The sequence below is a fragment of the Paenibacillus sp. 2RAB27 genome (genome assembly GCF_052115445.1).
GTDB lineage: Bacteria > Bacillota > Bacilli > Paenibacillales > NBRC-103111 > Paenibacillus_E.
This window is the reverse complement of sequence record NZ_JBFRGR010000009.1, coordinates 123,557-138,662: the sequence shown is the minus strand read 5'-3', so window position 1 is coordinate 138,662 and position 15,106 is coordinate 123,557. Positions and strand designations below refer to the sequence as shown.

At 47.1% G+C, this 15,106-nt stretch carries 12 protein-coding genes; 2 read left to right on the top strand and 10 right to left on the bottom strand.

Annotation, left to right across the window (positions count from 1 at the left end; all coding sequences use genetic code 11):
• Positions 1-23 precede the first annotated feature (23 nt).
• The 10 genes from AB4114_RS15290 to AB4114_RS15245 form a co-directional block, all read right to left on the bottom strand.
• Positions 24-2,735 carry a hypothetical protein gene (locus tag AB4114_RS15290; RefSeq protein ID WP_441989202.1) on the bottom strand — a complete coding sequence of 904 codons (2,712 nt, stop codon included), beginning with the start codon at positions 2,733-2,735 and terminating at the stop codon, positions 24-26.
• Positions 2,736-2,764: 29 nt separating this feature from the next.
• Positions 2,765-4,069: an alpha-L-fucosidase gene (locus AB4114_RS15285; RefSeq protein WP_441989201.1), complete on the bottom strand. Its 1,305-nt coding sequence runs from the start codon at positions 4,067-4,069 to the stop codon at positions 2,765-2,767.
• A gap of 12 nt (positions 4,070-4,081) precedes the next feature.
• On the bottom strand, positions 4,082-4,711 hold the full coding sequence (locus AB4114_RS15280) for a family 78 glycoside hydrolase catalytic domain (protein ID WP_441989200.1): 630 nt from the start codon (positions 4,709-4,711) through the stop codon (positions 4,082-4,084).
• Between the two features lie 23 nt (positions 4,712-4,734).
• A complete protein-coding gene (locus AB4114_RS15275) occupies positions 4,735-4,857 on the bottom strand; it encodes a hypothetical protein (RefSeq protein WP_441989199.1) in 123 nt (40 codons plus the stop codon).
• Positions 4,858-5,062: 205 nt separating this feature from the next.
• Entirely contained in the window at positions 5,063-5,701 is a 639-nt protein-coding gene (locus AB4114_RS15270) for an SGNH/GDSL hydrolase family protein (RefSeq protein WP_441989198.1), read from the bottom strand.
• Between the two features lie 22 nt (positions 5,702-5,723).
• On the bottom strand, positions 5,724-6,668 hold the full coding sequence (locus tag AB4114_RS15265; protein WP_441989197.1) for a dihydrodipicolinate synthase family protein: 945 nt from the start codon (positions 6,666-6,668) through the stop codon (positions 5,724-5,726).
• Positions 6,669-6,684: 16 nt separating this feature from the next.
• Complete coding sequence (gene dapA / locus AB4114_RS15260; protein WP_441989196.1) at positions 6,685-7,578, bottom strand: 4-hydroxy-tetrahydrodipicolinate synthase; 894 nt, start codon at positions 7,576-7,578, stop codon at positions 6,685-6,687.
• A gap of 49 nt (positions 7,579-7,627) precedes the next feature.
• Positions 7,628-8,638 (bottom strand): 4-hydroxythreonine-4-phosphate dehydrogenase PdxA, encoded by a 1,011-nt coding sequence (gene pdxA / locus AB4114_RS15255; protein ID WP_441989195.1) that lies wholly within the window; start codon positions 8,636-8,638, stop codon positions 7,628-7,630.
• Entirely contained in the window at positions 8,635-9,939 is a 1,305-nt protein-coding gene (locus AB4114_RS15250) for a four-carbon acid sugar kinase family protein (RefSeq protein WP_441989194.1), read from the bottom strand. Before AB4114_RS15250 ends, pdxA begins: the two co-directional genes overlap by 4 nt.
• Before the next feature lie 77 nt (positions 9,940-10,016).
• The gene (locus AB4114_RS15245; protein WP_441989193.1) at positions 10,017-11,195 is read right to left on the bottom strand and encodes an iron-containing alcohol dehydrogenase; all 1,179 of its coding nucleotides are present in this window, start codon (positions 11,193-11,195) and stop codon (positions 10,017-10,019) included.
• A gap of 206 nt (positions 11,196-11,401) precedes the next feature.
• Here AB4114_RS15245 and AB4114_RS15240 point away from each other — a divergent pair, with 206 nt between their 5' ends.
• Complete coding sequence (locus AB4114_RS15240; protein WP_441989192.1) at positions 11,402-12,427, top strand: family 43 glycosylhydrolase; 1,026 nt, start codon at positions 11,402-11,404, stop codon at positions 12,425-12,427.
• Positions 12,414-15,104, top strand: coding sequence for a family 78 glycoside hydrolase catalytic domain (locus AB4114_RS15235; RefSeq protein WP_441989191.1), 2,691 nt, complete (start codon positions 12,414-12,416; stop codon positions 15,102-15,104). Before AB4114_RS15240 ends, AB4114_RS15235 begins: the two co-directional genes overlap by 14 nt.
• Positions 15,105-15,106: the final 2 nt, after the last annotated feature.

The following is a 15,106-nucleotide window of genomic DNA, read 5'->3' as shown; positions in this document are numbered from 1 at the left end:
CTCTCCCCATCTGTCGCTCTTGCTTACTCGTACAGCCAATCCAATGTGTTAATGCCATCATTTTTGTGCTCGACATTTCTTGGCCGAACTTCGTGATCAGCAGGTATGACGCCCAAAATTAAGTAAGCTCCCTTGCCCAAATCGAGCGAATGCCGCCCTGCTTCATAGCGAAACGTATGCACATTGACAGATGGATACGCATACAGTCGTAATCCTTTTTGCAATACTGGCGCATATCCGCCCAAGTCGTCTGCATGTGTATTCTCTTCCAAGCTCGGGACTTGAAGCCACTGCTCATCTTTTGAATTGAAATATCCAATTAACACTTTGGAGGGGTGATGCAATTCAAGATCGATCGTAATTCCGCTTAGACCCGCTTCCATTTGACTGAATCGGATACCTGTCAAACCATCGAGTTCCTCCGCACATCCGACGATGTGAATATCCCCATCCACAAACACTTGCGCTTCCTTCTCAACTCGGTATTTCTCCGCGTTTCCGGACAGTAAAGTGAACGGTACCTCTTCGTATGGAACAATGGGATCTTTCATATTCTTCAGCGCCTCAGGCAATGTACCTGACTTTAACTCACTAAGATGGAACTGAAAACGTTCAAACTCTAACTCATAAACTGGCAAACACGCGGTCCAATGCTTGTATTCAAGACCGTTTCGAACCGGCACTTTCCGTTGCGGCGTTTGCATACTGTTGGCGAATAAATAGGTTCTTTCCGTCAAAGTCGTCAGTGCCCGGTAGCTTTTCAAGGAGCTCTCAAGCTGCCCAGCGGCCTCTTCCAACAATTCCAACTGTGTGAAATATTCCCCTTGAGCCCTGCCTTTGTAAGTCAAAATGAGCAATGCCGCTTGAACTTTATGCACAAAGACATGGACCATGAGACGAATGGCCTGAATGTCATCGTATAAGCGATCAAATTCATCCCAGTTTCGTTTCACTAATTTGCGCGCCCTCTCGATCGCATGCACGGCGTCTGCCGCATGCCGACTGACATCTTCGATAATTTCCGGAGGTGTTTCTCCGATGTGCGGTTCGCCTTTCAACTCACGGTTCACATAGTCCTCCAGCCTTTCCCCCTGAGGAGATTGGGATTCCCATAAATCAGGCCACGGCATGTGCCGATCTGGATTCGTCAATTGACTCATCGTCATGCCCAGGCTCATCGTTTGACGATTGCCTTCGGTAATGCCGAACCGCCGCAGCAATTTAGGCGCACATTCGCCGGACGCTTCGTATGCGGTAAGTATCGCTTCACCTGCTTCTGGACTGCCGAATCGTTGGCCAAGCACATCGGTCCAGTAATTCCGTTCTGCGGCCGGATCGCGGTCTGGATTCCAAGCGTAACGGAACCAAGCTGCGAACCATATCCAATCGCGGTCCAGTTGTTTAAGTCTTGGCTCAGCCAAATCTGGGGAAAACGGCCAATCCCAGAAAAACAATGGATACAGATGAAGCCCGTTCGCTTTCAGCCGGTATTTGGCGGCCTGCATGCATTTTTGGATAAACGAAGGTGCCCCGTAACGAAAAGGCTCCAGGTTAGCAAGAATATGTACATTCACGATATGAATCGTCTCTAGTGAGCCGAGACGGTTGTGAATGTCTAACCATTTGCCTCGCGGTGTATACGTGGTCAATGATTCTCCGTTATATTTGGCCTCTGTATACAAATTTGGATATAGAGGCAGCGCCGCCTCAATGACTTTTTGCGGCTCAATCGCATGGGATCTCAGAATGATTGGCGGCTTTTCCTTCACATTTGAATCCTTTAGCCCTTCCAGCAAGCCTGCTAGAATCGTTTCGTTAAACCATTCCACACCGTATATTTGTCCCTGCAGCGCTTCCCCAAGGCAGACCATCAACCCCACGTTAGGGAATGAACGCACAAAGGAGGCAATCGACTTTTTATAGTAATCACTGGTTAACGGAAGCGGTTTCGGTTGATGCAGCTTCAATCCGTGCTTCTCGGCAAATGGCAGCGGAATATGAATGTTGTAGAACTTCAATACGAGCCATATGCCTCGACGATCTGCTTCTTGCGCCACCCAGCTGAACATTTCAACGTTCAGCGCGAATTCTTCTTCTGTAACTTCAAGCGCCTCCGGGTAATCCGCCAATTTCACTAAAGAGGAAAAAGGATGCCCAGACCACAAATAGACGATGTTGCACCGCTGTTCCAGCAGCATATCGAGAAATTCCTGCCACAATGTCCGGTCGTAAAACCAAGGGAAACGTGCCTCAGTAATCGGATATTCATATGTTTGACGAGGCGGTTCGACAGTTGTTTTCTGCAGTCCGATCGCTGGTCCCCTCAACGAAAAACGAGGAGCGTCCCCATAAGCGATATCTTCGGGCAGAAGCCCTGCAGCGCGAATCCGCCCAGCGAGCTCCAAGCAACCGTAAAGTACGCCGGAATCATTGCCTCCGGAAACTGACGTCAGGTTCCCAGGACCAGTAGCTATATAAAATCCTTCTCCCTCTGGAGCTTCCGTGTGATACAGCAGGACATCTCGTTCTTCCAGTTGCTGCAGCAATTCGGATTCTTTGCGATTTCCCACAAAGATTTTTCTTCCCTGTATGGATCGGTAGCTGTCCCACGTCCAGGACACTTCCTCCGCATTCACCTCATAGCCACAATCCAGCAGCGCTTGTTTCAGCAACCTTATGCCATTTTCCACCCGCGGAGCAGGATTGGGCGCGTATCCAATAGTAATAACTTTCATCGTTTTAAACCAACCTCCATTCTATTCGCTTATTTCAAAAATAGTTCAATGACCGGAACGGTCACATTCGGTTTCTTGACAGGCAGCGATAGCGTCACGGTATGCTCATCTCGACCTTCTTTGAAGGCTCCGTTTTCAATACCGCTTTGCACAAAGCCTTGCTTAAATCTAATTTCGGACGCATCGTTTAAGAATTGTGCATACTCTACTTTTCCAGCAAATCCGTGAAGATGGATATTTTTGAACGGCCAGCTGTACACATGCACATACATGCGATTCAACTGTGGATTGTATGTTAACCGACAATCATCCGGGCACACGAATGTTTCCGGCGCTTGTGTGCATCCGTAGATGGAGCGGTTATGCCGCTTCATCCATTCACCTATTCCCTTCAACCGATTTACGGCACGCTCATCGAATTCACCGCGGCCAGTTGGGCCGACATTCAATAATAGATTGCCGCCTTTACTGACAGTATCAATCATCATTTTGATCAACAATTCGACACTTTTCCATGACTCTTCTTCCCGGTGATAGCCCCACGACCCGCTAAAGGTGTGGCAAGTTTCCCATACGACACGCTTTCCGTTTACCTGAACCCATTTGGTCGGCATATATTGTTCAGGGGTTGTGATATCGCCCCCCACCTGCAATCGGTCGTTCAATAGAATGTTCGGCTGTAGGATGCGGATCATTTTGACCAGCTCTTCACTGCCCCAATCGTCCTTGCCTTTGCCCGCCAAACCGTTTTCTTCTGGGAACGAAAAATCATAAAATAACAGATCCACTTGACCGAAATCCGTCAGTAATTCCTTCGTTTGTCCATACAAATAGTTTCGATAGTTAGTGAAGTCTAGTCGATTATTCCCAGCGATATGATTGGGATCAAAGCGAAGCGGATGTTTAGGATCAACCGTATAATGAGGATGATGCCAGTCGAGCAAGGAATAATATAAACCTACCTTCATATTACGTTTACGGAACGCATCTACCATAGGTCTTAGCACATCACGCCCTGCGGGAGAATTCGTTGCTTTATAATCGGTAAGCTTACTGTCCCATAAGCAAAAGCCCTCATGATGCTTTGTTGTCGCTACAAAGTACTTCATGCCCGCATCGGATGCAAGCTGAGCCCAAAGCTCGGGATCGTATAAATCCGGATCAAATCGTTTGAAATATTTATTACTGTACTGTTCCCCGCTCAATTTTTCGCGGGATTGCAGCCATTCATGTCTAGCTGCTAATGAATATAATCCCCAATGAATAAACATGCCGAAACGGTCATGGGTGAACCATTCACTGTCTCCTGTTGTTTTCTCAACTTCAAATGTCATCGTCTCTCTCCTTTATTCGGAATAACCGTCCACCGGGAAATGAATGTATAGCTTCCTGAACCGGCGCTGTAAACGGATTGATTGGTTGATGTTCCTATAGGTCTCCTGCTGAACGGCTTCACGAAGGTTTATCGTGTATAACGTATTGTCTTCATTCAACATTTCTGCGCAGCTGACGGTAACGAGTTGACCTTCTTGTCCGTCTTCAATCTGAAGACGCACCCAGCCGACCATATTTTGTCCCATATCAAACAGATAGGAGCCGCGCGGAGTTTTCTTCATGCTGACCGGCAGCATCTCCTTCATGACTTGAACAGGAGGATCTACTTGTGGGGTCAGAACCCCTTCATATCTTTCAAAGATACTAGGTGACTCCCATGCATCATCGTCAAAGCCTGGCAAGCTCCATCCCTTTGGCTCCAAACGAGCATCAAAGCTTTCGCCTTTAAGTAAATCCGAATACAAGACTGGACCTGCCATTGTCTTCCATGACTGGTCGGACACAACGATTTGAGTAGAACCGTCTTCATATTCGATATGCAGTTCAAGGAGCAAATAGGGATTATCGCCATATTTGTTTGGTCCAAACATGCCTACGTTGCCGGCGTACCATCCGGTCCCTAGGATTGCACCTAGAGCCATAGTTCCGTTACCCAGATACGATGTTACATCGTAGATTGGAACTGATTGTATGCTTCCGATTTCAGGATCCAGCTTAAACGTGGAACGGTCGTTACTAGGCCTAACGGATTTTCAGAGTATTCCGTTTTCAGATCAGAAACTTTCAAGAACCTCATCTCCTATGGACAGATTCCCTTCAGCGGGTTTCTTGAGTCAAGTGTATCTAAAATTCAACTTTCGGTTATAGGGCGAATTCACCTATTTTATAGGCGACGCCCTCCACCTCACCGCGTTTTTCTTGAAAAAATGTCATGAAAAAGACTGCAGCCATGATGAATGGCATGCAGTCTGAAGTTTGAATGATCGTGTGCATTAATTTCGATTAGGAACGCCAGTAACCGCCTTCAGCCAAGTTGTAGCCATCAACATATCCCCAAGCGTGTTCATATGAACGCCGTCCGTCGTTAAATCCTGACCTATTTCACATTGCAAGAAATTCAGAAAGGCTTCATGTGTCGGCACAAGGATGGCATTGAATTCTTCTGTCAGTCGATTGACAATATCAACATAGGGCTTAAGTAAACGGGTTCCTGTAGAATCAGGATACTCCTTGATGACTGTAGGCTGCATGAGGATCACACGACAATTAGGTAATTGTTTGGTTTGCTCTAACAGACTGCGATATACGGATTCGAACTTGTCAGGGTATACTTGCTCCGCATCCGGCGAATCCAACTGCCGCCAAACATCATTGATCCCGATAGAAACTGAAATCCACTGCGGCTGATGATCCAAGACATCCATTCTCCATCTTTTTTCTAAATCAATCACTCGGTTTCCCGATACGCCTTCATTGATGATCTTTAGCGACAACTTAGGGTATAACGCTGTGAGATAATCATGCAACAGCCGAACATAGCCCGAGCCCAATTTTAAGGGGTCTTTTTTTCTGCCTTTGTCCGTAATGCTATCACCTATAAATACAATTTTGTCCTTTGTTTTAAATGGCACTGTAGCATCTCCTTTTTATTGTTCAAATAGTTACATTTTGTTTTGCCGGTAACTGCTGCTTAAATAGTTGATACAGCCTACCCAGCTGCTTCACTTCCGATTTTTGGTTTTCTCTGAAAGCACCTGCATCTCTGGTCCGGCAGTGCAACGCTATGGATAAACCTATTTGTTGCAGATGATACTTCGCATTAACAGGATACATCTGAAGTTCGATTAATGACGCTGGTCCGATAAACGCCTGAATCATTTCTGCAGTTTCAGACTGCAAGTCCCCGCAATCCGAAAGACGCACATACAAGTCAGGGTGGAAATTAGCCATCACACCGCTGAAGCCAGCCACACCCAAACGTAACGATGCTAGTAAAGTCGCGGAATTTGCATTGAATATTTTCAATGGACTTCCATTTACAGCATCGATCTTCTCGGCAATCTGTTTCATATCGCAGCTTGTGTCCTTGAGAAACCCAAATCTGCCTGTATCTGCACACCATTTAAGCAGTTTCGGGCTCATCAGCCTTTTATACGGATAAGGGCATTCGTAAATACCAAACAGCACATCCGGCACGCGATTGAGCAACTGTTCTGCACGTTTCAACCATACCTCGTCCGATTCTTCCGGACCGGCGAATCGATTGCTAACCAGTACGACTGCATCAACCCCGGTGTCAGCCATCCGCTTAAGCTCATTCACTTGCTCTTCGAATTCGTCTGATATATGGCCGGAAGCGATGACAGGTAATCGGCCGTTCGATTTTTCCTTGACGAACCGTGCGATCCGTACTCTCTCCTCTAAAGTTAAGTAGAACATTTCACTCGATTGACAGACCGCAAATAGGCCGTGAACACCTTGGTCGATGTACCATTCGACCAGCTCCCCTAGTGCTTCAAAGTCAACTTCGTTGGAATTCGTGAAAGGGGTTAGCATCGTTGGCCATACGCCGTTCGGAATGTTAACTTCCATTATCATCAACACCTCTTCCTGATCATTTAATGACACCTTCGCTCACATAGGGATCCATCACGGTTTTCAGCTCCGCTTTAGCAGTCGGAGAGAGAGGTTGAACCGGCAGTCGCGGTTCTCCGGCAGGCAAACCGAGCATGTTCAAAACCTCCTTCAAAACGGAAGGCAGTGTTCCCAACGAGAAGCTACTACGCAGCGCACGCAGCTTACGCTGCGACAATTCGGCTTCTTCCGTTTTTCCTTGCAGCCATAAATCGTAAATGGACCTGACAACTTCCGGGAATACATTGGCCGTAGCTGCGATAGCCCCATGACCGCCTGCCATCAGCGTCGGCAATATGAGTGAGTCTGTCCCGGCTAGTACTGCGAAATCCGGATCGCACAGTTCCAGAACTTGCAAGATGTTATCAAAGCTTCCGCTGCTGTCCTTAATGCCGACAATGTTAGGTACTTTGCTTAACTCCATGACCGTCTTGGGTAAGAGGGTATTGCCGGTTCGCGCCGGAATGTTATATAGGAGAATAGGCAGTTTCGTCGCTTCCGCAACCGTTCGGAAATGTCCAATTAACTCTTGCTGTGTAAATGTTAAAAAATACGGTGTAATGATGGATAAAGCGTCGGCCCCCATTTGTTCAAGACGTGCAGCTAACTGAGCCGTTTCCTGCGTTCCTACGCACCCTGCGCCTACATAAATTGGAACGCGTCCCTGCGCCTCTTCGATGACAATTTCGGCAACTCGTAACTTTTCCTCCATTGTCAGCGTAAAGAACTCTCCATTGGTACCGAGGCAGAACAGACCATGGACGTTAGCGGCGATGAACCTGCGAACGAATAGTCGCAATGCCGATTCGTTGATCTTTTGATTGTCATCAAAAGGCGTAATCATAGCGGGGATAATACCTGCTGGCTTTAACATCGAATCTCTCCTTGTTAGGAACGGATTTTAAATGACCACATTACATGCCTTAGGAAAGGTTATCTATCGGTTTTGGCGCAAGCTCAACCGCAGCGCGGATCGCGGCCAACATACTTCTATCATCCGCTATTCCCCTACCTGCAATGTCAAAGGCCGTCCCATGATCGACAGAGGTGCGAATGATTCCTCCCTTCAAACCGATTGTGATATTCACGCCGGCTTCAATACCAAGTACTTTGATCGGTATATGTCCTTGGTCATGATAACAAGCGACCACAATGTCAAAGTCCCCCTTTACAGCTCGATAAAATAGCGTATCAGCTGGATACGGCCCGGTAACGTTGATACMCTCTTCAGCTGCTGATCTGATACCTGGAATCAGTTTTTGTTCTTCCTCTCCGTTGCCGAACAGACCATTCTCTCCAGCATGCGGATTAATCCCGCAAACCGCAATACGAGGTTTGTCGTTTCCGGCCCTCTGCAACGTTTCATGTGCCAGCTTGATTACCTTGTACGTCCGCTCCGGATTGATCAACTCAATGGCTTGAATCAGTCCGACATGTGTGGTTAAATGGATAACCTTCAGCTTTGGAGCTGTGAGCATCATGCTGTAATCTTCGGTATGTGTGAGCCCGGCTAATATTTCGGTATGACCCGGATAAAGGTGGCCACCCTTATGCAGAGCCTCTTTATTTAAAGGGGCTGTGCAGATGGCGTCAATTTGCCGAGCCAAAGCCAATTCCACTGCTTTCTCAGCAAATACGTAAGCAGCATGTCCCGCTTCGGCGGATACTTTACCGAATGAGAGGTCAGGACCGAGCATGCGCAAATCCAAACAATCTATGCTGCCGTATTCATAACGCCCGTCATGAGGACTCGAAATGATATGAATGGAAGCTGTACCTTTCACAATGTGAAGTGCACGTTCCAACATGACCGGGTCTCCAATCACTAGCGGACGGCAGCTTTCGTATACTTGAGGATGGTGGAGAGCTTTCACGATGATTTCAGGCCCGATGCCTGATGCATCGCCCATCGTGATTCCTATTATTGGTTTCATCTTGTACTCAATCCTCCATTCAATAATTCCAACGCTCGCAGCAATACTTGGTCAGATCCGAATCCCCCTGCTTTGGTTACCGCCAGAAGATGTTCATCTGAAACAAGGCATCCAATCGGGACCCCGCTTTCCACCTCGTCAAGCACCCGAAATTCGTTTACTTGTAGAAAGGAACATACTTGCCTTGCTGTATCGCCACCGGTCAATATGATGCCTCCAATTCTGCTACGAGTCATCAAACGGGACACGGATTCGCCTAAAGCACGTGATATCGCATCACTAACTTCTTGCGCAGTCATGCCATTTAGTGCGCCGGTATTCTGTGCGAGTCGTATAGCTTCCAGGTCACCTGACGAATATAACACCGTATGATAGTTTGCATGTATGGCCTTTTCTGCTTCTTCCACTGCATTCACCAATTCGTGCTCTCTTTCGGCTTTACAAGATACGAGGCGATAAGCCTCCATGCGGATGCCCCGCACATTCGGTTGGCTGAGAAGGACGTCCAATTGACGGCGTGACCGAGAACTGACACTGCCGATCACTGTAAGTATCGGACCGTTTGGTTGCACTAGTTTTTTTGGCGATGGCTGCGTTAAAGTTTCAAATTGAACTGATAATTGTTGTGCCAAACCAGCTGAACCCACCCAAACAACCGAATGCGATGTCTCCCCGACCAGGGAAACAATACGCTTCAAATCATCATCATTGTCAGAATCTACAAGCAAATACCGAAAACCTTTGGAGAGACAATTTTGCAACACGAGCTCCAACGCATCTCTTCCCTCCGCTAGTATCTTGCGAGGGATGACCTCGACAGGCTGCTTCGTCTGATTACGCAATAATTCTGGGATATAGGATTCGGTTACCGGTGTTTTCGGATCGCTTGCGAATTCAGTTTCATGCAGCGGCGTTCCATGAACATACAATTTGCCCTCGCGAACCAGACGTCCGGCTTCGGGATAAGCAGCAGCGATGACTACGAAGTCGGGACGATAGGTGTCGTACACGGCATCAATTTCCGAACCCAGATTTCCGCGCAAGGTGGAATCAATTTTTTTGAAAACAACATCCGCTCCGAAAACCTGAGCGCACCTCGATGCCTCAACAGCTCTCTGGTAGGCGGCTTCGGCATTCAGGGATCGGCTGTCGGTGTCAAATACGAGTACATCCTGCTCTGATACCGCTTCCATTCCCGCCTTGAACTGTAAAAGTACAGTTACATGCAGCCCTTGCTTGGCAAACTGTACGCCTGTATCCCCCGCTCCCGTAAGATCATCGGCAATAACGGCAATTTTCAATTGCGGTAACCTCCCAGCGATTTGGTCAGCAACACGTGCTTCGAACACGTCTAATCCAGGCAGACACTCTCCCTCTATTAAGGGAACAGCTTCCGATACACGGTTTTAATCGACGCCAAGTCCATCGGTTTCGGATTATTTGTTAAAAGCCTAGTAACCTTGGATGCAGCGATCGCCAGATCATCCACATCTCCTTCCGAAATGCCAAACTCGCGCAAGTTTTGCGGGATACGCATCTCTGAAGTCCATTCGAAAATCTGCTTGATCACCCTATCGGAGGACTCTTTCCCTCCCATCTTCCCAACATGCAGCCCCATGACCCCAGCTACCTTTCTAAGCTGATCTGCTATGGCATCCTGATTAAAGGCCATAACATGGGGCAGCAGCATCGAATTGGCAACTCCGTGCGAAATATTGAACTTGCCTCCGAGTGGATATGCAAGCGCATGAACGGCCGCTGTGCCAGCCGCGCTCAACGCCATGCCGCCGTACATGGACCCGAGCAGCATTTTCCCCCTCGCTTCAAGATCCGAACCGTTATGATATGCAGGAACCAGACTTTCTGCAATCAAACGGATGGATTCCAACGCAAACATGTCGCTTATCGGATTAGCCTTGTTGGATATATATGATTCCAAAGCATGCGTAAACGCATCCATTCCCGTTGCAGCCGTGATCGATTTCGGCAAGCCTATCGTCAAAACAGGGTCAATGATGACCAGCTTGGGCAGCAAGTGCCTGCTGATAATACCAACCTTTAACTCTTCTTCCGGAACACTTACAATGGCATTCGGCGTTACTTCCGAACCTGTCCCAGAAGTCGTTGGTACAAGTACTGTCGGGATGCCAGATTGCGAAACAAGATCGGTCCCAATCAGATTCTTCACGTCAACTGGATTCGTCAGTAAAACGGAAAATATTTTTGCAGCGTCGAGAACACTTCCCCCTCCTATACCAATCAACAAATCTACAGGTTCAGCAGAAATGCTGCTGAATACGGAGCGAATATTGTCAACCGTCGGTTCCGGTTTCACTTCTGTTATATAACGACTGGATATACCGGCTTGTTTTAGCTCACGTGCAACTTGTTCAATTACCCCGAGCGCTACGATTGAAGGTTGCGTAACGATCACGGCGTGCCGAAATTCGCCGAGCAACTTGATTCGAGGAATCAATTGATCAATGACATTACGACCGACGACAATGCTGCCGGACGTCTGGAACATGAACGGATTGAATGCATAACCTTCTTTCATAAGAGTCCCCCTTTTGAACAAAATTCCCACAATTTCCCTCATCCTACGCCCGCTTACAATCGATGTCAATGCAGCTGTAGTTTGAAGATGCAATCGACCTATATATCGGATTCAATCCCYCCCTGAGTAGGAATAGGTGTGATAGTAATCTTACAATATGTGGCATCTGTCGTAAGTTCTACAAACCGATGAGGAGATTGAATACCATGAATATTGAGCCCTATGTAACGCCTTATAAATTGGGTAAACCGGTGCTTATAGGATCCGGAATCCCCGGTCACTTTGATGAACGGGCAGTTGATTGCCCCTTCGTCTTTCAACATAATGAAAAGTTTTACATGATGTACGTAGGATTTGACGGTACGGGTTATCAAACAGCCTTGGCCACCAGCAAAGACTTGTTAGAGTGGGAGCACCTTAGTGTCATTTTACGGCGAAATGAAGGTTCAGTCTGGGACTCGAAAAATATAGCAGGTACATGGATTTTGAAGGAAAATAAGATCGATGCTCCTCCGGTGCTTAAGAAATGGAACAACAAATATTGGCTGCTCTATCATGCCTACCCTGATTTTGGGTACGAAGAAGGTTCGGCCAAAATCGGAATCGCATGGTCGGAAGATGAACAACTACTGGAGTGGCACAGATACGTTGATCCAATTCTAACCCCGGAAGAAGGCGCAGATTGGGAAAAAGGAGGTTTATACAAGGAATGTCTTGTTGAACATGAAGGTACGTTCTACCTGTTTTATAATGCCAAAAACGCAAATAAGGGAAAATGGCTCGAACAAACGGGCGTTGCTTTCTCAACTGACCTCACCTCGTGGCAGCGATACGAGCATAACCCGATTCTACGTGTCTCTCCGGAAAGATGGGACTCCGGTTTTGTCAGTGACCCTTGTGTCTTACTGGATAAAGATCAATGGATCATGTATTTCTTTGGCTATAATTACAAGCAAGCACAAGAAGGAATTGCCTTATCGAAAGACCTTTTACATTGGGATAAATATCCGGAGCCGATCATTCGCGTAGGCGAAGAAGGAACGATTGACTCTTCTTTTGCGCATAAGCCGTCTGTCATTACGCATCATGGCGTGCTATATCACTTCTATTGCTCCTGCCGACCTTCTAAGGAAGGCGATGCGACAAAAAACTGGGGAAAAGAGTTCCGTACGATCAGTGTGGCTGCCTCGCATGATGTTTTCAAAGGAGACCCTGCCCATGCAACTGGATGAAATGTTTGTGGAAGGCAAAAGATGCCCGATCGGGATCGATGTGACACGCCCTGCTTTCAGCTGGAGCTACAAATCCAGTCTTACTCGCTCGCAAATGCAAACTGCCTACCGAATCATAGTGTCAACCACTGAAGAAAATATACAGCACATCGTATGGGACAGCGGTAAAATTGCAAGCAGGAAAAGCGTGCATATTTTATATGAAGGTCCTCCGCTACAATCTCGCATTCGCTATTATTGGAAGCTTCAATTTTGGAATCAAGACGATCAGATGGTAGAAAGCCCAGCTTCGTATTGGGAAATGGGACTTCTTCATGAGTCTGATTGGGCAGCTCGTTGGATTGGAGAATGGGATGGAGAGTCGTTCGAACGTATGGCGCTTCCGCTGTTCCGATATGATTTTAAACTAATGAAAAGTGTGAAAAGAGCAAGAGCTTACATCTGCGGCTTGGGACAATACGAGCTTCGCTTAAACGGAAATAAAGTCAGCGATCATGTGCTAACGCCGGGGTGGACAAACTTTGACAAGACCTGCCTATACAACATCTATGATGTGACAGATGAAATGAATACAGGTGACAATGCGGTGGGTGTGATGCTCGGAAACGGATTTTTCAATGTCACGGGTGGCCGTTACACGAAATTTAAACATTCCTTCGGTACCCCAACATGTTTGGTACAGCTTGAAATCACCTATACCGACGGTACGACGGTCACAATTGCCACTAATCAGGACTGGCGGATCGCAGAAGGACCTATCACCTTTTCCTGCATCTATGGGGGGGAGGATTATGATGCTCGTCGTAATCCATCGGGTTGGGATCTGCCCGGTTACACGGAAAGCGATGATTGGAGATACGCAGCAGAAGTTGATCCACCTCTTGGTAAGCTTAAGTCGGAAGCACTTTCTTCAATGAAAGTGATGCACACCTTCAAACCATTGAACATAACACAACCTAGTCCAGGCGTATACGTCGCCGATTTCGGGCAAAACTTTTCTGGATGGGTTGACATATCTATTAGAGGCCAGAAAGATTCAAAGATTACTTTATCCCCGGCAGAACTGTTGAAGGAAGACGGTACCGCCAATCAAAAGTGGACAGGATCCCCTTACAAGTTTTCCTATATCCTGAATGGAGACGGAGAGGAAATCTGGTCGCCGCGTTTCAGCTATTACGGTTTTCGTTATGTACAAATCGAGGGCGCTATTCCTGTCGATTCGTCCGCTCCCCTTGCAGAGATTCCTTCACTGCTCCGCTTGGAGGGACAAATGATCTATCCAGATACGGGATTATCAGGTCATTTTGAATGCTCAGATGTTATATTGAACCGGACACACGAAATGATTAATCAAGCGATTCTCAGCAATATGAAAAGTCTCTTTACGGATTGTCCGCATCGAGAAAAGCTCGGATGGCTGGAACAAATCCATTTAATGGGTCCCTCTGTGGCATTCAATTATCAGGTAGAAGCTTTATTAACGAAAGTCATGGAAGATATCCGAGATGCCCAATTGCCGAACGGAATGGTGCCGACGACGGCACCTGAATATGTTGTATTTTCCGATAAATGGCGCTGCTTCCGCGATTCTGTTTCTTGGGGCGGTGCGTACGTGTTGACAGGCTGGAACCTGTTTCGGCTGTACGGCAATACTCGGATCTTAACCGAGCATTACGACGGTATGAAAGCGTACATCGATTATGTGACGGAGAGCTCCGATCAATTCATCGTCCATCAAGGTCTAGGAGATTGGTATGATGTTGGGGAAAATGGACCTGGGTTCGCCCAAAACACACCTGTCCCCCACACGGAAACAGCGATGTATTACCATCTCGTTGATGTTTTTGTGCAAATCGCAAACTTGTTAAACAACAAGCAGGACGCCATCAAATACATGAACTTACGGGATAAGATCAAATCGGCGTTTAATAACGCATTTTTTAACCAGGAAACTTCCCGATATGCCACCGGCAGTCAAACCTCCAACGCCATGCCGCTATCACTGGGACTTGTGGATGATCAATATAAGGAAACCGTACTCTCTCATCTAATTGAAGACATACGACTGCATGGTTATCATACGACTGCTGGCGATGTGGGGCATCGTTATGTGCTGCTTGCACTCGCGCTGAATGGCCGTTCGGACATCATTTACGAAATGACCCGACAAACTGATCATCCAAGCTACGGCTATCAAATCGCACATGGCGCAACGACATTAACGGAAGCCTGGGACGGTCCAACTGTTGGCAAATCACAAAACCATTTTATGCTCGGTCATTTGGAAGAATGGTTTTATGCCGGCTTAGCCGGCATCGATTATCGATATGACCCCGATTTCCAAAGCTTTACGTTGACGATTAAACCATCGATACCTGTTGGCTTAGAAGAAGTCAAGGCTCAGCACCAGTTGCTTGTCGGAACTATGGGTGTTGAATGGAAACGCTATAATCAAACTCAGTTGACGTTACACGTGCGTATTCCTGCAAACTGTACGGCCGACGTCTATGTCCCTACATTTGCCATGGATAGGATTACAGAAAACGGTTCAAAGATTGAAGCAGCCTCAGGCATCGAAATCATCGGTTATGAAGCTGGATATGGCGTACTTCGAGTTACTTCAGGACATTACCAATTTGAAAGCGAAGTCGCAGACTTACCCTTTGAGCGAAATTAGTC